General features: G+C 57.3%; 13 protein-coding genes. 9 read left to right on the plus strand and 4 right to left on the minus strand.

From position 1 onward, the window contains the following. Positions 1–146 precede the first annotated feature (146 nt). From HKD42_RS00840 to HKD42_RS00875, 8 genes are all read left to right on the plus strand, one after another. The gene (locus HKD42_RS00840; RefSeq protein ID WP_343042106.1) at positions 147–1640 is read left to right on the plus strand and encodes an efflux transporter outer membrane subunit; all 1494 of its coding nucleotides are present in this window, start codon (positions 147–149) and stop codon (positions 1638–1640) included. Then, positions 1637–2950 (plus strand): efflux RND transporter periplasmic adaptor subunit, encoded by a 1314-nt coding sequence (locus HKD42_RS00845; protein WP_170009417.1) that lies wholly within the window; start codon positions 1637–1639, stop codon positions 2948–2950. The genes HKD42_RS00840 and HKD42_RS00845 overlap by 4 nt, the downstream gene beginning before the upstream one ends. Further along, positions 2947–6225 carry an efflux RND transporter permease subunit gene (locus tag HKD42_RS00850; protein ID WP_170009419.1) on the plus strand — a complete coding sequence of 1093 codons (3279 nt, stop codon included), beginning with the start codon at positions 2947–2949 and terminating at the stop codon, positions 6223–6225. The genes HKD42_RS00845 and HKD42_RS00850 overlap by 4 nt, the downstream gene beginning before the upstream one ends. A gap of 105 nt (positions 6226–6330) precedes the next feature. Then, positions 6331–6816: a (2Fe-2S)-binding protein gene (locus HKD42_RS00855; RefSeq protein WP_170009421.1), complete on the plus strand. Its 486-nt coding sequence runs from the start codon at positions 6331–6333 to the stop codon at positions 6814–6816. Further along, a complete protein-coding gene (locus tag HKD42_RS00860; RefSeq protein WP_170009423.1) occupies positions 6813–9077 on the plus strand; it encodes a xanthine dehydrogenase family protein molybdopterin-binding subunit in 2265 nt (754 codons plus the stop codon). The genes HKD42_RS00855 and HKD42_RS00860 overlap by 4 nt, the downstream gene beginning before the upstream one ends. Before the next feature lie 34 nt (positions 9078–9111). Further along, the gene (locus HKD42_RS00865; RefSeq protein WP_170009425.1) at positions 9112–9588 is read left to right on the plus strand and encodes a c-type cytochrome; all 477 of its coding nucleotides are present in this window, start codon (positions 9112–9114) and stop codon (positions 9586–9588) included. A 12-nt stretch (positions 9589–9600) separates the two neighbouring features. Beyond that, positions 9601–10551 carry an XdhC family protein gene (locus HKD42_RS00870; RefSeq protein WP_246236598.1) on the plus strand — a complete coding sequence of 317 codons (951 nt, stop codon included), beginning with the start codon at positions 9601–9603 and terminating at the stop codon, positions 10549–10551. After that, a complete protein-coding gene (locus HKD42_RS00875) occupies positions 10538–11152 on the plus strand; it encodes a nucleotidyltransferase family protein (RefSeq protein WP_170009427.1) in 615 nt (204 codons plus the stop codon). The genes HKD42_RS00870 and HKD42_RS00875 overlap by 14 nt, the downstream gene beginning before the upstream one ends. Here HKD42_RS00875 and HKD42_RS00880 read toward each other — a convergent pair. Next, positions 11149–12738 carry an AbgT family transporter gene (locus tag HKD42_RS00880; protein ID WP_170009429.1) on the minus strand — a complete coding sequence of 530 codons (1590 nt, stop codon included), beginning with the start codon at positions 12736–12738 and terminating at the stop codon, positions 11149–11151. The two genes, HKD42_RS00875 and HKD42_RS00880, sit on opposite strands and share 4 nt — an antisense overlap. A gap of 246 nt (positions 12739–12984) precedes the next feature. Between HKD42_RS00880 and HKD42_RS00885 the strand changes: the two genes are divergently transcribed. Then, positions 12985–14136 carry a cupin domain-containing protein gene (locus HKD42_RS00885; protein ID WP_170009431.1) on the plus strand — a complete coding sequence of 384 codons (1152 nt, stop codon included), beginning with the start codon at positions 12985–12987 and terminating at the stop codon, positions 14134–14136. 3 nt (positions 14137–14139) lie between these two features. Here HKD42_RS00885 and HKD42_RS00890 read toward each other — a convergent pair whose 3' ends face one another. The 3 genes from HKD42_RS00890 to HKD42_RS00900 form a co-directional block, all read right to left on the minus strand. After that, complete coding sequence (locus HKD42_RS00890) at positions 14140–14694, minus strand: pseudouridine synthase (protein ID WP_170009433.1); 555 nt, start codon at positions 14692–14694, stop codon at positions 14140–14142. A gap of 6 nt (positions 14695–14700) precedes the next feature. Further along, positions 14701–16566: an ABC-F family ATP-binding cassette domain-containing protein gene (locus tag HKD42_RS00895; RefSeq protein ID WP_170009435.1), complete on the minus strand. Its 1866-nt coding sequence runs from the start codon at positions 16564–16566 to the stop codon at positions 14701–14703. Between the two features lie 71 nt (positions 16567–16637). Further along, positions 16638–17834 carry an ABC transporter permease gene (locus HKD42_RS00900; RefSeq protein ID WP_170011979.1) on the minus strand — a complete coding sequence of 399 codons (1197 nt, stop codon included), beginning with the start codon at positions 17832–17834 and terminating at the stop codon, positions 16638–16640. Between the last annotated feature and the right edge of the window lie 2 nt (positions 17835–17836).

The following is a 17836-nucleotide window of genomic DNA, read 5'->3' on the forward strand; positions in this document are numbered from 1 at the left end:
AGGACAGGGAATTTGGCGTGAATCTGTAATGACGCCTAGCATTATCATGCGGGCGGGGTATTGCAGAAAGAATGGTCTCAAGGCGTAATAACCAACCGCGAATTGCTACCCCCACGCACCTTTCCAAGGGGCTGACATTGCGACAAGTGCTGTGCACTGGACCGATTGTGATGCTGCTGGCGGGCTGTGTTTCGATGGCACCAGCCGAACAAACGCCAAACATTGTGTCGGACATTCCTGATACGTTCCCCAGCGAGGTTGATGGCAAGCCCTACAAACCCGCCGCATGGTGGAATGCGTTTGAAGACCCGGTTCTGGATGGGCTGGTCACTGATGCTTTGAAGAACAATCTTGATATTGCCGAGGCAGCGGCCCGGTTGGAACAAGTGACTGCACAAGCACGCATCACCAGGGCATCGCTTCTTCCGAGCGTGAGTGCCGGGATTAGTGCGAGCCAATCCAGCAGCCCGCTTGCTGGCAGTGCTTTTGGTGATTTGGGTGCGGGCGCGATTAACCGGATCGAGAACGAAACCTATTCCCCCAGCCTCAGCGCTGCGTATGAGCTCGACCTTTTTGGCCGCGCGCGCAATGATTATGCAGCGGCGCGGCAGGATGCTGTGGCATCAGCCTATGATCTGCAATCAGTTCAGCTTTCCGCCGCCGCTCAGGCAATATCGGCCTATTTCGACATCGTGGATACGCGCCGCCAGATCGAACTGACGGTATTGATCTCTGATGTTCTGAATGATCGGGCAGAACGCACTGACGAACAGTTCCGGCGGGGTTTGTCAGATAGTTTTGAACTGTTCCAAATCCGGCAGGAACTCCGCTCGGCGCAGGCTTCACTGCCGCAGTTTGAAAGCGCGCTGGCGGATACAGAAAACCGTTTAGCGGTGTTGATTGGAACGTATCCGCAACCGCTCCGGCAAAGGTTATCGCAGAGCTTAACCCCCCGGCTGGTGTTTGAACCGGTGCCCGCCGGTTTGCCGATTGATCTGTTGTCCCAGCGCCCCGATGTTGCGGCAAATTGGGCCAGGCTGGATGCCGCACGGTTGAGGATCGGCGCCAGAAAAGCGGAACGCTTCCCGCAGATAAGTCTGTCTGGTTCGGTCGGGACGCAAGGCGATACGGTTTCCGCCGCGCTGGATTTTGCAGATAATTGGACGACATCGCTTGCCGCAAACATTGTCGCGCCGATTTTCAATGCTGGCCGGATTAGCGCCAATATCCGCAGCGCCAGAGCATTGTACGATCAACAAGCCGCTATCTATGCGCGCACCGTTCTCACGGCGTATCAGGAAAGCAGCAGTGCGATTGAAGATTATGAAGAACAACGCCAGCGTTATTTGCTGATCACCGCGCAATTGGATGATGCGGAGCTGTCGCTCGATCTGCAAAAGCGCCGCTTTTCAGCCGGAGTGGGAAGCTATGTTTCCTATCTGGATGCGCTGACCACAGTCTACCGGGTGCAATCCGACTTATCATCTTCCGCGCGCGCAACGGCGTTGGCCAGGCTGAGCGTGCATCAGGCGCTCGCCGGCAATTGGGCACCAGATATTGAGCCAGAGAAACCGCCAATGACCACGCAGGTAGAGCAGTCCCCGCCAGCAGCATCAGACGTACAGGAAGATCAGCAATGAGCAGCCAAATCAAATGGGCCCTGGGTATCTTGCTGGCAGCGGTTGGCATTGCTGCGCTGATGATCTGGATCAGACCGACACCCGAGCAGGAGGAGCGGATCGCTGAAATTCCGCTGGTTAAAGGGCTACCGCTAAAAGCGGCGTCTGGAACCATTCCGGTGATCGTTTCCGGCACTGTGCAGCCACGTGACCAGGTGGTTATCGGCGCGCAAGTTTCCGGCCGGTTGACCTATGTCTCCCCCGCATTTCGTGAAGGCAGCATCGTTCCAGCTGGCGTGGTTGTGGTGCGGATCGACGCGGCTGATTATCAGAACCAAGTCCGCATGGCGCAAGCCGATGTTGCAGCGCAGGATGTCGCGGTTCTTGAAGCCCGCGAAGAAGTGAAAATCGCGCGTGATGATCTGGAACGGTATTCCCGCCGGGAAGCCGGCCAGAACAGCTTGGCGACCACCATCGATAAAGATGATCATGCCGCCCGGATATTGCCGCCAGCCTCGCTGGAAAAGCCAGCCAAATCCAATCGTGCTGCAACAGGCGCGTCCGGAAGCGCGTCAGGAAGTGCGTCCGTACTGGCCACGCGGGAGCCGCAATTACGCTCTGCCCAAGCGGCTAAACAGCGCGCCAGCGCGAGTTTGGCCGATGCCAGGCTCGCGCTGAGCAGAACGCGCATTACATCGCCGTTTCGCGGTCTTGTTCTGGAAGACAGCGCCGCTGTCGGCACGCTGGTGCAGGTCGGCCAATCGCTTGGTTCGATCGCGTCGACCAGCGCCTATGAAGTTCGGTTGTCTTTGACGCAGGATGAAGCGGCGTTGATCCCCGGCCTGCTGAACGGGTCCGGCGGGAATATTCGCGCTGATGTGTTCTACGAATATGGCGGGCTAACCTATCGCTGGCCTGCCTTTGTTGATCGCGCAGACGCCAGTCTGGATGCCGCAACCCGCAATGTGGAGGTTTTCCTGCGAGTGCCATCACCGCTTCGTGGTGGCCGTTTGAGCGATGCCGAACAGGACAGCTCTGTGGCGCGCGCTCCGCCCCTGTTGCTTGGTGCATTTGTCCGCGCAGAAATCGCAGGCGCGAGTGTCGACAGCTATGCCGCAATACCAGCCGAAGCATTGCGGCCCGGCAATGAAATATGGGTCGTGCGCGATGACAAATTGCGGATACTGCCGGTGCGTGTTCTCCAACGCAGTGACACGCTGGCCTATGTCACCATGCCGAGCATCGAACAGGGGGGCAGCATTGTCACCAGCAACATGACCACACCGACTGACGGTATGCCCGTGCGGATCGCTCGCAGTCCTGATCAATGAGCGGATCGGGCGAACAGAATGATGTGACACCGGCGGGCGAACAGCGTCCGGTTGATCGGTTCGGTGAAGTATCCGACGAACGCGCCCGGGATCGTCCCGGGGTGATTGCGTTTATGGCGCGCAACGGCGTGGCCGCGAATATCATTATGATCTTCATGATCATTGCCGGCCTCTATTCCTACTCCACCATCGGGCAGGAGGTATTTGCCGAACAAAGCCTCGATACCGTCAGCGTGTCGGTCGCATATCCCGGCGCGACACCAGAGGAGGTCGAGGAATCGATCATTGTGCGGGTGGAACAGGCGGTAGAAGCGATTGAAGGGGTCAAGAAGATCACTTCCACTGCTTCTGAAGGGGCTGGCTCGGTCAATGTAGAGCTGGAAGTCGGCACTGACCTCGCGAGCGCGCTTGACGAGGTGAAATCCGAAGTCGATCAAATCAACACTTTCCCCTTGGAAGCCGAAGAACCCAATGTTCGCGAGCTGACAACGCGGCAGGTTCTTATGAAAATCGCGCTGTTTGGCGATGTACCAGAACGGACGCTGAAGGAATCGGCCTATGCATTGGAAGATGCAATCTCCGCATTGCCTGATGTCAGCTATGTTACCACCAGCACAGTCAGGGATTACCAGATTTTCGCGGATATATCGCAAGACGATCTGAGGGCGCTCAACCTGTCGCTGACCGATGTGTCCAATATTGTGGCGCAGAGCAGCTTGGATAGCCCCGCGGGTTCGATTGATACCGCGACGGAAGAAGTGCGCATTCGCACTGTCGGCCAGAATTATACCCAACAGGATTTTGAAGACATTGTTCTGCTTACGACCGGCGGAGGTGCAATCCTGCGTTTGGGCGATGTCGCCACTATTGAGGACGGCTTTGCCGACACGGACCTTACCGCGCGCTTTGATAATAAGCCGGTCGCCTTCGTGGATGTTTACCGGACCAGTGACGAGCGCGTCCTCGATGTGTCCGCCGCCGTCAAAACGCTGCTGACGGAAGGCTATTCGCTGCCACCGGGAGTTTCTTATGCGATTTGGGATGATGATTCCGAAATTCTCGATGACCGGCTTTCACTGCTGCTGAAAAATGCGGTGCTAGGCTTGATCTTGGTGCTCGTCGCACTGACGCTGTTTCTTGATTTACGCTTGGCGTTTTGGACTGCCATCGGGATCGGTGCGACGTTTATCGGTGCGATATTCCTGCTGGAATATGCCGGTTCCAGCATCAATATGTTCTCCCTTTTCGGCTTTATTCTGGCGCTCGGTCTAGTGGTTGATGACGCAGTGGTTGTGGGCGAGAATATCTATGCTGAGCGGGAGCGAGGGCGCAGCAGTATCGGGGCCGCGATTGCCGGGGCGCAGCGCGTCAAAGTCCCCGTGATCTTCGCGGTTCTGACGACTGTAACCGCGTTTTCGCCGCTGCTCGCAATTGGCGGGTCAATCGGCAAGATTCTGGCGGATATTCCGCTCGTGGTGTTGGCCGTACTTATACTGTCTCTGGTCGAGGCGTTGCTGGTCCTTCCCTATCACTTGTCCCATCTGCCGGCAGCCGGAACCGTTGCCAAAAACCGGGTCACGCGCTTCTTTGAACGTGTTCAGAAGGCGGTTGACGTCCGGTTCCAGCAATTCGTTGAAGGTCCGCTGGATACCGCGCTGAACTTCACTGTTCGGGCGCCAGCAATTATTATCGCAGGCGCGGTTGCGATGCTGATCCTGTTCGTGGCGATGGTGCCCGCCGGGATTATCAAATTTTCCTTCTTCCCCGATATCGAAGCGGATCAAGTCACGGCGTCATTGGAGATGCCGTCTGGCACAACCATTGATCGCACCACTGCGGTTGCGGAACGGATCGAACAGGCGGGTGAACGTGCGATTGAACGTTTGACCGGCGATGGCAGCGGTGAAGACGGCAATCGTGATTTGCTTGTCGAATCGACCTATACCACCATCGGCCTACAGCAAGTCGCAGGCGGGCCGGATGGCAATAAAGATACATTCAGCCCCAGCATCGCGAGCATCCAGATTGCGCTGTCCAAATCAGACGATCGGACCATCTCGGCAGTAGAGTTTGAAAACGCTTGGCGCGAGGAATTGGGGGATCTGCCCGAAGCAAAGTCTTTCGCAATTTCCTCTGCATTGTTGAGCATTGGTGACCCGGTGAATGTGCAATTGTCCCATCAGGACGAAGCGACGCTGGATATTATCCGGGCCAGAGTGATGGAAGAGCTGGCATCGCTGAGCGGTGTGTTCGATGTTGAAAGCGATCAGGATGCCGGAATGCGCGAGGTTGAGCTGCGGATGAAGCCGTCAGCCCGTACGCTGGGTGTGACCTTGCAAGATGTTGCTGCGCAAGTCCGTGCTGCTTTCTTTGGGGCAGAGGCGCTGCGTGTCCAACGGGGCCGCGAAGACGTTCGCGTATATGTGCGCTTGCCCGAAGATGAGCGTAATTCCATCGCCGACATCGAAAAGCTGCGTATCCGTTTGGCCAATGGTTTCACATCGGTTGGCTCGATTGCGGAGGCTTCCTTCACGGAGGCCCCTTCGCAAATCAGGAGAGAAGGCGGCCGGCGGATCATTACCGTAACCGCAGACGTCAACGAGGATGTGGTAACGGGGCAAGAAGTGACCGATCTGCTCACCGCAGATATCTTGCCCAAAGTGATCGCCGACTATCCATCGCTTGGCTATTCGTTTGGCGGCGCGCAGGAAGAACAGCAGGAAAGCTTTGGTGATTTGGGTTCGGCATTCGGGTTGGCGCTGATCATCATTTATGCGCTGCTCGCCATTCCTTTCCGGTCTTACACCCAGCCATTGATCATTATGGCGGCAATTCCCTTTGGCCTGGTTGGCGCATTGTTCGGGCATTTGGTGCTTGGCATTCCGCTGGGTATCTTGTCGATGTTCGGGATCGTCGCGCTGTCGGGTGTGATCATTAACGGCTCCCTTGTTCTGATCGATTTCATGAACGAGAATTTGGAAGCCGGGATACCGCCGGACGAGGCCGTGATCGACGCTGCCAAATCGCGTTTCAGGCCGATCATGCTTACCGCGATCACGACGTTCCTCGGCGTGGCGCCGATTACGTTTGAAACCAGCATTCAGGCGCAATTCTTGATCCCGATGTCTGCCAGTCTCGGTTTTGGGGTGCTGATCGGGACGATCCAGTTGATGCTGGTAATACCTGCCTTGGCGGTGGTGCATATGAAGGCGAAGGCCAAGGTTAAAGAGTGGGCCGCCGGGGAACCCGATGTTCCCCAGACGGTTACTTCGTAGGCAAGTAAAAATGCTTGCTGGAGTGTCCTGTTGCGCGGGCGGCAAAGTCGCCTAAAAAGGCTATACAGCGGCCACCATGATCAGCTGCCGTGAGAGGAAATATCTATGCTTAGCATCAGCGTGAATGGCAAACCGGAAGAGCTGGACGTTGATCCCGCAATGCCCATCTTGTGGGCGGTACGTGAGCAGCTTGGCCTGACCGGCACCAAATTCGGATGCGGCATTGCGCAATGCGGGGCCTGCACAGTGCATTTGGACGGGCAGCCTGTCCGCAGCTGTTCCACCCCGATCTCTGCCGCTGATGGCAAAGCCATTACGACAATCGAAGGTATTGCTGAGGCGGATGGCACGCTCAGCAAAGTGCAACAGGCCTGGATAAGCGAGCAAGTGCCGCAATGCGGATATTGCCAGTCTGGCCAGATCATGTCGGCCACAGCCTTGCTGAAAGAGACACCTAACCCAACCGACGAACAGATCGACGCTGCGATGAAAGGCAATGTCTGCCGCTGCGGGATGTATGGCCGTATTCGCAAAGCCATTAAAGTGGCAGCGGGCAGTGAACCCTCCGGTTCTCAGGAGGCATCGGCATGAGCGATCCAGTATCTGAAAAGCCCGAACGCAGCCGCGCCGCGAAATGGACCCGCCGCGGATTTATCGGTGCCGGTGCCATCGCAGGCGGCGCTTTGGTTGTGGGTGTGGCTGTCCGGTCCGGCAATCCGGTGGGCAAATTAAAAGGTATCGTGGCTCAGGGTGAGGGCGAGGCTCTGGTCAATGCGTGGGTTAAAATCGGGTCGGACAATCTGGTCACCGCGATTGTTCCGCATTGTGAGATGGGACAAGGTGCCAATTCCACGATTGCCCAAATGCTGGCCGATGAAATGGATGTGAACTGGGAGAATGTCCGGGTAATGGATGCCCCGGCAGACGGCAATTATGTGTCCCAGCACGCTGTACGGACTTTTGTCGGGCCGGGAACGCTGCCTGATCGGCCCAACCAAGTGAGCTTTATGGAGCCGACCTATGACGGTCTGTTCACGCAAATTGGCAAGCTGGCCGGTGCCTATATCACTGGCGGCAGCTCATCCGTGCGGTCAACCGGGCAAAACGGGATGCGGATCGCCGGCGCTGCGGCGCGTGAAATGCTGGTTGCGTCCGCGGCGAAGGAATGGGGTGTTCCCGCCGCAGAAATCACCACGCAAAACGCCACGGTGATCCATGCCGCTTCGGGTAGGTCGGAGCCATATTCCGCCTTCGCCGCAGCCGCCGCTGAGCAAGACTTGCCGCGTGCGCCGCGCATCAAGACGGTCGATGAATATAAATTGATGGGTACACCGGCACCGCGCAAAGATATCCCGTCCAAAGTCGATGGCACAGCCATCTTCGGGGTTGATGCAGGACCGGAAGGCGAGAATTTACGCTATGCTGCGGTGAAGGCGTCGCCTGTGGTTGGCGGGGCAATCGCATCGATGGATGCCAGCGCAGCGAAGGAAATGCGCGGCGTGTTGCAGATCTTGAATATGGGTGATTTTGTGGCGGTGGTGGCCGATTCCTATTGGCAGGCACAGCGAGCGCTCAATACCATCAAAATAACCTATACAGAATCGGAAAACGATTCCGCCGATACTGCCACGATGTTTGCGGGTTTCACCAAAGCCTTGGACGAAGCCGGTGATAGCGGCGGCAACAGCAAGGCGGATTATGGCGATGCGGTGGGCGCTTTGGCCGATGCTGTCACAAAGGTGGAGGCAGAATATAAGGTGCCGTTTCTGGCCCATGCGACGATGGAGCCGATGAACTGCACTGCCTGGGTGCGCGATGGGAAATGCGACATCTGGACCGGCACACAGGTACCGTTGATGGCACGCGATGGTGCGGCGGAGGGTGCAGGTGTCAGCGCTGATGATGTCACAATGCACAGCGTCCTGCTGGGCGGCGGATTTGGCCGCCGTTTGACGCCTGAATATACCAATCAGGCTGCGCGTCTGGCCAAGGCGACTGGCTATCCGATCAAGATGATTTGGTCGCGCGAAGAAGATACTGCTCAGGATTTCTACCGCCCGGCAGATATCAGCCGCTTTACCGGCGGACTGGATGAAAACGGCAAAGTCATTTGCTGGAACAATGTCCATTGCACAGAGGATGAACCGCCAGAGGCACCGCTGGTTGAATTTTACGATATTGCCAATGTCTCGGTTCGCAATGCCGAAGTGGAATGGCCTGTAAGGCTGGGCGCGTGGCGTTCCGTGGCGCATAGCCAGCACGGGTTCTTTGTTGAGAGTTTCGTGGATGAACTGGCTGCGGCTGCGGGCAAGGATCCGGTCGAGTTCCGCCGCGAACTACTGAAGAATTCGCCGCGTCATTTGGCTGTCCTTAACGGTGCTGCCGAAATGGCGGGCTGGGGCAGTCCGCTGCCGGAAGGGCATGGTCGCGGGATCGCCTTGGCGCGGTCATTCAATTCGATTGTCGCGGAAGTGGCGGAGGTCGATATGACCGGCGAAACGCCCAAGGTGACGAAAGTCTATTGCTGTGTCGACGCCGGCTTTGCGATGAACCCCGATGGCCTGAAAGCCCAGATGGAAAGCGGCATCATCTACGGGCTGACAGCGGCCATGTATGATGAAATCACGATTAAAGATGGTGCTGTCGAACAGAGCAATTTTCATGACTATAAAATGATGAGAATGGACGATGCACCGGACATTGCTGTGCAGATCATCAACGGTGCGCCAGACAATTTGGGCGGGGCGGGGGAACCCGGCCTGCCACCAGCGGCACCGGCTGTGACCAATGCCATCTTTGCAGCGACCGGCCAGCGCATTCGCGAATTGCCGATTTCCAAACACTTCGCCTGATACCAAAACTTCGCCTGAGATAGGACGCTATATTATGAATGCTATCAAGCTTACCCTGTTCGCCATGACGGCCACCGTCAGCCTGTCTGCCTGTGGTTCGGAATCGCCAGAACCGACAGAGCAGATTGTCATCCGCGAACCGGGTGAAGCGGCAACGCCGGTAGAGGGTGCTGCCGCTGATGCGGACGGCGCAGACGCAGCTGATCTTGTGGCAGCGGGCAAGTCTGCCTTTGCTGCGTGCGTCGCGTGTCACTCAGTAACGCCCGATGGCGCCTCCAGCATCGGACCAAATCTATACGGGGTCGTTGGCCGCGCGGCGGGTAGCTTGGCAGGGTTTGACTATTCCGATGCAATGGCTGGTTCCGGTCTCACTTGGAATAGCGGTGAATTGGACGAATTCCTGACGAACCCGTCTGCCAAAGTGCCTGGTACCCGAATGGTGGCCGGTGCGGTGAACGATGCGGATGATCGCGCGGCGATTATTGCGTATCTCGCGACACTTTCAGAATAAGGCACTCAAGCGTTGGATAACCGGCGCGTATTTGCCTTTCTGGGTGATTGTTTAACCGCCGGGGCTTCTGTGGTCCTTGTCACCGTGATCGCTGTTGAGGGCTCGTCTATGCGCGGGCCGGGTACGCATATGGGTGTGTGCAGCGATGGCCGGTTTGAAGGCTCGCTGTCGGGCGGCTGTATCGAAAATGCAGTCGTGGCAGAGGCGCTTGATGCGCTTAAGACAGGGCAGGCCCGCATGGTCCGGTTCGGGGCGGGATCACCCTATATCGATATCAAGCTGCCATGCGGCGGGGGCCTCGATATTCATTTTCAGCCGCTGCATGACCGTGCAGTGATTGATGCATCGCTGGCCGCGATTGAGGGCCGGACACCATTTTCGCTTGCGCTACCGCTTGAGGGCGGGAACGCAGATTTCATCTCTGGGCGGAGCGACACCGATACCTCCGTGCCGGATGGAACGGCGACAATCGGGCATTGGCCGGAACCCAAATTGTTGATCTTGGGACACGGGGCAGGGGTGGCATCCTTGGCCCGGCTGGCCAGGCAGATCGATCTCACAGTGGCGGTTCAGTCGCCAGACACAGCGTTGCTGGCGGGCCTGAGTGATCCGGAGATCGCCACCCATCATCTTACCGCGCCATCAGATGTGTCCGCGCTGGATTGCGACAGGTGGACGGCAATCGTGTTTCTGTTTCATGATCATGATTGGGAAACGGAGCTGATGGCCAAGGTGCTTGGCCAACCGCATTTCTACCTTGGCGCTATGGGTGGTCGCAAGGCCCATGCGGTGCGGGTTGTGGCGCTCGGCCATGCTGGTATCAGCGACCAACAGATCGCGTCTATCCATGCGCCGATCGGGTTGTTTCATTCTTCGCGCGACCCGGACACTCTGGCTTTGTCAACGCTGGGGCAAGTGATCCAATCTTATCACGAAGCCGGTTTCACATATGACCGAGCATAGGCCGGACCCGTCTATCTGCGCCGCCATATTGGCGGCTGGCCAATCGCGCCGCTTTGGCCATGCGGATAAGCTTTCGCAGCAATTGGACGGGGTAATGCTGGGCCATCACGCCAGCCATACGGCCGCAAGGCTCGGCTGCGACCATCAAGTGATCATCACGTCCGAACCCAATCATCTGTGCGCGCAAGGCTGGACCGCGCGCGGCTTTGCAGTGCATGTAAACCCGCTGGCGCAGCAGGGTATGGGCACATCGGTTGCAATGGCTGCGCAGATAGCCGCTGATAAAGATGCAGATGCGTTGCTGATATGTTTGGCGGATATGCCATTGGTGACGCGTGAGCACTTTCAGACATTGATCGATCGGTTCGGCCAGCATGGTGATGATCGCGTTATTGCATCGGGCAATGGCACGGCCGCATTGCCGCCCGCTATTTTTGGGAAGCGCTACTTTGCTGAATTAGCCAATCTTGATGGCCAATACGGCGCGAAAGCCCTGTTGGCCAAGGCGGTTATGGTGGCTGCACCGCCAGCGATACTTATCGATATTGATACCCCGGATGATCTGGAAACCGCCCGGCAATTGATCAAAAATCCGGCTTAAGGACTGTAGAAGGTCGGTGATCCCGGGCCAACCGGAATGCCAAATACGAATGTCCAGAGATAGAAGAATACCGACCAGAACAGCATGAAGAATATGGTGTAAGGCAGCATCATCGCGATCAACGTACCGACACCCAAATTCTTGTCGTACCGGGTCGCCCAAGCCAGAATTAACCCGAAATAACTCATCATCGGGGTGATGATATTGGTGGTGGAATCGCCGATCCGATAGGCGGCTTGGATGACCTCTGGCGAATAACCGATCAGCATCAGCATCGGGACAAAGATCGGCGCGGTAACGGCCCATTGCGCTGATGCTGATCCCAGCGACAGGTTGATCACCGCGCACATCAGAATGAACACAAAGAACACTGCCGGGCCGGTCATGCCCGTCTCTTGCAGGAAGTTTGCCCCGGTGACGGCGGTGATCGCGCCCAAATTGGTCCATCCGAAGAATGCGACGAATTGCGCGGCAAAGAATACCAGCACGATGTATAGGCCAAGCGAAGCAAGCGCGGCGGCCATTGCATCAATGACATCGCGATCAGTTTTCATGGTGCCCGCTGCCCGGCCATAAGCGTAACCCGTGGCGACAAAGAAAATCAAAATCCAGACCACGAACCCTTTGAAGAAAGGGGAGTTGATCCGGTCGCCCGTTTCCGGATTTCTGAGCACACCCCAATCGGGCAGCAATGTCAGCGCCATAAACGCCAATACGCCCAGCAAGGCGATACCGGCCCAGCGCAGCCCTTTGCGTTCCTTATCTGCCAGCGGCTCCATCATATTATCATCAAGGATGGTCGGGTCCGCGTCGCTGGAGTCATATTCGCCCAGCTTTGGTTCAACGATAAAGATGGTCACCAGCGACCCGATAATCGTGATCAGAAAGGTGGATGCGACCATGAAGTACCAATTGGCGGTCGCCACTACGATATAGTCAGGAGCAATCAGCCGGGCTGCCTCTTGTGTGATACCCGCCAGCAAGGGGTCGATCGTACCAATCAGCAGATTGGCGCTGTAGCCGCCGGATACACCGGCAAATGCGGCGGCCATACCGGCCAGCGGATGCCGGCCAAGCGCATAGAAAATAGCGGCTGCCAGCGGGATCAGAACCACATAACCAACCTCTGACGCGGTGTTGGAAACGATGCCGGCAAAGACAATCGCCACCGTCACCAAATGGCGCGGTGCGCCCAGCACCATGTTGCGCACTGCGGCTGATAACAGCCCTGATTTTTCTGCCACACCCACGCCCAGCATGGCCACCAGCACCACGCCTAAAGGCGCAAAACCGGTGAAATTGCCGACCAGATTGGTGAATATACGGCGGACCCCGTCACCATCCATCAGGCTGACCGCACGGATCATTCCGTCTTCCGCGACGCCTTTGCCCCCTGCTGGCCGCGGATCTTCTACTGCCACGCCAAGATAGCCCATAAGGCCGGACAGCAAAACGATCCCGATGGCCAGCAGCGCAAATAGCGTGACGGGATGCGGCAATAAGTTGCCGAGCCATTCAACCCCGTCGAGAAAGCGCGTAAACGCATTGCGTTTGGTCGGAACGCTTGGGGATTGCTTGCTCGCCATTGATATATCTAGCCCTGATGATTTTCAATTCTGGATGCTTCGCGCAGAAGCAGTTTGCCTGATGGTATGCGGCTCTATCTGAACCAAGTCTATACCCGATCAGCCGGAGCCTTTGCAGCGGTGTGCCCACACCCTTTCTGCGGTTGCTGATCGGTGCGGTGCCAGCGGTGTTGACGGGCAGGGCGCTATTTACTGCACGCAGATAGCCTATCGCCCTGATGCGCAGACCGTTGTAGGTGGCGGGATATGCAATTGGTCAACTTCGATTCTGCGGATTTTCTGGCAAAGTATTGGCAGAAAAAACCGCGCCTGATCCGCAATGCCTGGGACGGGTGGGTCAATCCGGTCGATGAGAATGATGTGGCAGGGCTCGCTTGCGAGGAAGAAGTGGAATCGCGGCTCATCGAACATTGCGATGACGGGCTGACGCTGACCCACGGGCCAATGATGGCGGACCGATTGCAAACCCTTGGGCCAGCGGCTTGGACATTGCTGGTGCAAGCGGTCGACCAGTTTATTCCCGAGGTCGCTGATCTAATCGAGCCTTTCCGGTTCGTACCTGATTGGCGGATTGATGATGTTATGGTCAGCCTTGCCAATGATGGTGGCGGGGTCGGGCCGCATTTTGACCAGTATGACGTATTTCTGATTCAGGGGGCGGGCAAACGCCGATGGCAAACGGGGCAGGTGTGCGATGCATCTTCCCCGTTGTTGCCGCATGATGATTTGCGCCTACTGGCAGATTTTGAAGTGCAGGATGATTGGGTGTTGGAACCCGGTGATATGCTCTATGTCCCGCCCGGTATTGCCCATAATGGCGTGGCAGTGGGCGATGGTTGTATGACCTACTCCATCGGTTTCCGCGCCCCGGCGACGAGCGAGTTGCTGGCACATTATGCCGACCATGTGCTGCTCTCCATGACCGAAGACCCACGCTACGGTGATCCCGATCTTGTCGCCCAGAAACATCCCGGTGCCATCGCACCCGCTGTGCTGCAAAAGATGCAGCGTATGATGCTCGATAGTGTGAGCGATCCAGACCAGTTTGCGCGGTGGGCAGGGGAATATGCCACTGCCTCCAAATATCCAGATATTGATTGGCAACCGGATGAACCTTTCACCCGGTCAATGATGGAAAGCGAATTGGCACTGGGCCAAGCGGTGCGCCGCAATCCAGCCAAACGGTTCGCCTTCACAGAAATCAGCGCTGCGGCTGTGGTGCTGTTCGTGGATGGTGAAAGCTATGAATGCGATGCCGAAATGGCGCATATGGCGCAGCGCCTCTGCCGCGAAAGGATTACCGAATTATCAGCCGGTGAAATCGCCAGCGAGAGCGCGATGGAGTTGGTTGTTCTGCTATACAATAAAGGCGCGTTGGAACTGGTCGAAGCCGATTAACGCTTAGATATGCGCGTCCACTTCGCGCCACATCCCAAGGTCTAAATCATCAAGCGACCACGGCCCGATAGACCACCGCACGAGCCGCAATGTCGGCAGGCCCACTGCTGCGGTCATGCGCCGGACTTGCCGGTTGCGTCCCTCTGTAATGGTCAGGCGGATCCAGCTATCGGGCACTGTCTTGCGGAAGCGGACGGGCGGATCGCGGTCCCACAGATCAGGCGGCGGGATAGGCGCCGCCTGTGCCGGACGGGTTACGCCATCCTTCAGCGTCACGCCCTGCGCCAGCTGCGCCAGTTGGTCTTCATCAGGTTCACCTTCCACTTGCGCGAGATAGGTTTTGGGCATTGTGTATTTCGGCTCGGCAATGCGCGCTTGCAGCTTTCCGTCATCGGTGAGCAGCAGCAATCCCTCGCTATCGCGGTCGAGCCGGCCTGCCGGATATACACTGCGCACATCGACAAAATCGGACAGCGTCTGCCGCTTGGTTTCGGTGCCCTTATCGGTGAATTGCGATAAAACTCCGTGGGGTTTGTTGAAGAGAATAAGGCGCGCCATCGGGGGCTAACCTGCAACCTCTATTGTCTCGCTCAGCGCCAGCCACTCAGCCTCTTTTTCTTCGATCAGCGCGCTCAGCTTGCCCCGTTGATGGGACAAATCGCCCATCGACATATCGCGCACTTCGGGGGCGGCTTTGGCGGGTTCAAACATCGCTTGATCAATGACCGAAATTTTCGCTTCAAGCTTGGCGATTTCTTTCTCGCACGCAGTGATTTTGGCCTTGGCGGCGCGTGCATCCGCGCGTTCTTTGGCAGCGGTTTTCTTGTCTTTTTTGGGCGCCTTGGGCTTGTCGCTCGACTTGTTCTGGTTCCGGCCCAGAACGAAGTCGATATAGTCCTCCATACTGCCATCATAATCCGTCGCCCGGCCACTATCGACCAAGACCAAGCGGTCTGCTGTCAGTTCCACCATATGGCGGTCGTGGCTGATCAGGATCACAGCGCCATCATAGGCATGGAGCGCCTGTACCAGCGCCTCGCGCGCGTCGACGTCCAAGTGGTTGGTCGGTTCATCCAGGATCAGCAAATGCGGGGCATGGCGGGTGATCAGCGCCAGCGCGAGCCGGGCCCTTTCGCCGCCGGAAAGCTTGCTGACCATCTGTGTTGCGCGTTCGCCCGAAAAGCCGAAGCGCCCCAGCTGCGACCTGATCAAGCCGGGTTTTTCATCCTTCATCACCCGCGTCATATGTTCCAGCGGTGTGGAATCGCCGGACAGTTCTTCGACCTGATATTGGGTGAAGTACCCGACCGACATTTTGCCAGACGCGTTCATTTCGCCTTCCATCGGCAGCAATTGCGCTGCGAGTAGCCGGGCGAGGGTGGTTTTGCCGTTGCCATTCCGGCCCAGCAGAGCAAGCCGTTCATCCGGATCAATCCGCAGATTCAGCCGCTGAAGGATCGGCTTTTCCTCCTCATAGCCAACCGCTGCGAAATCCAGCGTGACCAGCGGGGGTTTGAGTTCGCTCGGCTGGGGAAAGTCGAAACTGAGCGAGGGGTCTTCCATCATTGCCGCGATCGGCTGCATTTTTGCGAGCATCTTTGCGCGCGATTGGGCCTGCTTGGCAGTCGATGCGCGGGCCGAGTTCCGGTTCACATAATCCTGCAAGCGGGCACGCTGGGCGTCTTGCGATGCACGCGCAGCCTCGAGCTGAGCCGCGCGTTCGGCACGTTGGCGTTCAAAACTGTCATAGCCGCCGGGATACAGCGTCAATTTGCCGCCCTGCAGATGCAGAATATTATCGACCACATTGTTGAGCAGATCGCGTTCGTGACTGATCACGAGCACCGTCGCAGGGTAGGATTTCAGGAAGTTTTCAAGCCACAGCGTCGCTTCCAAATCCAAGTGGTTGGAAGGTTCATCCAGCAGCAGCACATCAGGCTGGGTGAACAACAACGCAGCCAGCGCAATGCGCATTTTCCAGCCACCAGAAAAACTGTCTACCGGCTGTTCCTGCATCGCTTCATCAAAGCCAAGCCCGATCAGGATACGGGCTGCACGCGATGGTGCGGAATAGGCATCAATGGCCAGCAATCGTTCATGCACATCGCCCAGCCGGTCCGGGTCTTCGCAGGTTTCGCTTTCTTCCAGCAATTCCGTCCGCTCAACATCGGCGGCCAGCACTGACTCCAGCGGTGTTATAGAACCGGCGGGTGCTTCCTGCGCGATATAGCCGAGGCGGGTGTTACGCGGCATATCCACGCTGCCCTCATCAGGATCAATGTCGCCGATGATCGCTTTCATCAAAGTTGATTTCCCCGCGCCATTGCGGCCGATCAACCCGACACGTCCGCCCGGCGGGATGGCAGCGGTGGCCTTGTCAATAATGACGCGGCCACCAAGCCGCACTGTAATTCCGTTGATTCCTAACATGGCGCGGCGCCTACCAGCGCTGGTTGTCTATGCCCAGCATTCAGTTTGGGAGCCGTGCTGGGCTGCTGGGCCTACTCGTGACGCAGTGCGTCAATCGGGTCGAGCTTGGATGCGCGCCGCGCAGGATAATAACCGAAGATAATTCCCATCGCCGCAGAAAAGATAAAGCTGAGAATATTGATCATCGGATCGAACACAAAGGGCACACCGACCGCCGCCGCCAATCCGAATGACAGGCCGAATGCCAGCACAATCCCGACCAATCCGCCAAGACAGCACAGCACAACCGCTTCGGTCAGGAACTGCAATTGCACTTCCTTGGCCAAGGCCCCGATGGCCAGTCTGATGCCGATCTCTCGCGTTCGTTCAGTGACCGATACGAGCATAATATTCATGATCCCGATCCCGCCGACCAGCAGGCTGATCGCTGCAATCGCGGCGACCATTCCTGTTAATGCGCCAATCGCCGTACCAAGCGCTTGGTTGACCTGCGCAGTATCAATGATGTTGAAATCGTTTTCCTGCCCCTCTTGCAGAAGCCTGCGCTCGCGGAGCAGGTCGATCAAACCGGTTTGAATGCTCGCACTGGAATAGGCCGCGTCATATTTGACCACAAAAAACTGGATTGTGTCATCGCCGGTAAAACGGCGTTGGACGGTTTTGAGCGGCATCATCACGACATTGTCTTCATCGCGCCCGCCGCCGCCTTGGCCGCGTTCTTCAAGCACACCGATGACAGTACAAGACACCGAATCCAACCGCATTTCCTCACCCAGCGGTGAAACGTCCGGCACAAAAATGGCTTCGCGCACTTTGGGGCCAAGGATGCAGACATTCTGCCCGGCTGTTTCCTCCGCCGCTGTGAAGCTGCGCCCCTCGGCAAGGTCAATGGATTGCGCGCGCAGGAATTCGTTGTTCACACCATTGACGGAAGTCGACCAGTTTTGCCCGTTATGGAAAGCGGTTGCAGCGGCTGAGGCGCTGCCGGCGGCGGCTTCGACGCCGGCGATTTGGTTGGCGACTGCGTTCACATCCGCTTCGTCAAACGGGCGCGGGCTGCCGCGTTCGGTTCGCACCGGGAAAATAATATACACATTCGCGCCGAGCGACGAGATGTCTTCTTTAACGGATGCCGTTACGCCATTGCCCAATGTGACCATCGTGATCACGGCGGCCACACCGATAATGATCCCCAGCGTGGTCAGGAACGACCGCATCAAATGGCGGCGGATTTCGCGTAGTGACAGCAGCAATGTCGCGCCGAAAATAC

The organism is Pontixanthobacter rizhaonensis, assembly GCF_012972675.1.
In the GTDB taxonomy this organism is placed as follows: Bacteria; Pseudomonadota; Alphaproteobacteria; order Sphingomonadales; family Sphingomonadaceae; genus Pontixanthobacter; species Pontixanthobacter rizhaonensis.

Coding starts and splice junctions, on each gene's coding strand:
- HKD42_RS00890 (WP_170009433.1), bottom strand. CDS start 14,694: ATGGCGCGCCTTATTCTCTTCAACAAACCCCACGGAGTTTTATCGCAA.
- HKD42_RS00850 (WP_170009419.1), top strand. CDS start 2,947: ATGAGCGGATCGGGCGAACAGAATGATGTGACACCGGCGGGCGAACAG.
- HKD42_RS00845 (WP_170009417.1), top strand. CDS start 1,637: ATGAGCAGCCAAATCAAATGGGCCCTGGGTATCTTGCTGGCAGCGGTT.
- HKD42_RS00855 (WP_170009421.1), top strand. CDS start 6,331: ATGCTTAGCATCAGCGTGAATGGCAAACCGGAAGAGCTGGACGTTGAT.
- HKD42_RS00865 (WP_170009425.1), top strand. CDS start 9,112: ATGAATGCTATCAAGCTTACCCTGTTCGCCATGACGGCCACCGTCAGC.
- HKD42_RS00885 (WP_170009431.1), top strand. CDS start 12,985: ATGCAATTGGTCAACTTCGATTCTGCGGATTTTCTGGCAAAGTATTGG.
- HKD42_RS00875 (WP_170009427.1), top strand. CDS start 10,538: ATGACCGAGCATAGGCCGGACCCGTCTATCTGCGCCGCCATATTGGCG.
- HKD42_RS00895 (WP_170009435.1), bottom strand. CDS start 16,566: ATGTTAGGAATCAACGGAATTACAGTGCGGCTTGGTGGCCGCGTCATT.
- HKD42_RS00880 (WP_170009429.1), bottom strand. CDS start 12,738: ATGGCGAGCAAGCAATCCCCAAGCGTTCCGACCAAACGCAATGCGTTT.
- HKD42_RS00860 (WP_170009423.1), top strand. CDS start 6,813: ATGAGCGATCCAGTATCTGAAAAGCCCGAACGCAGCCGCGCCGCGAAA.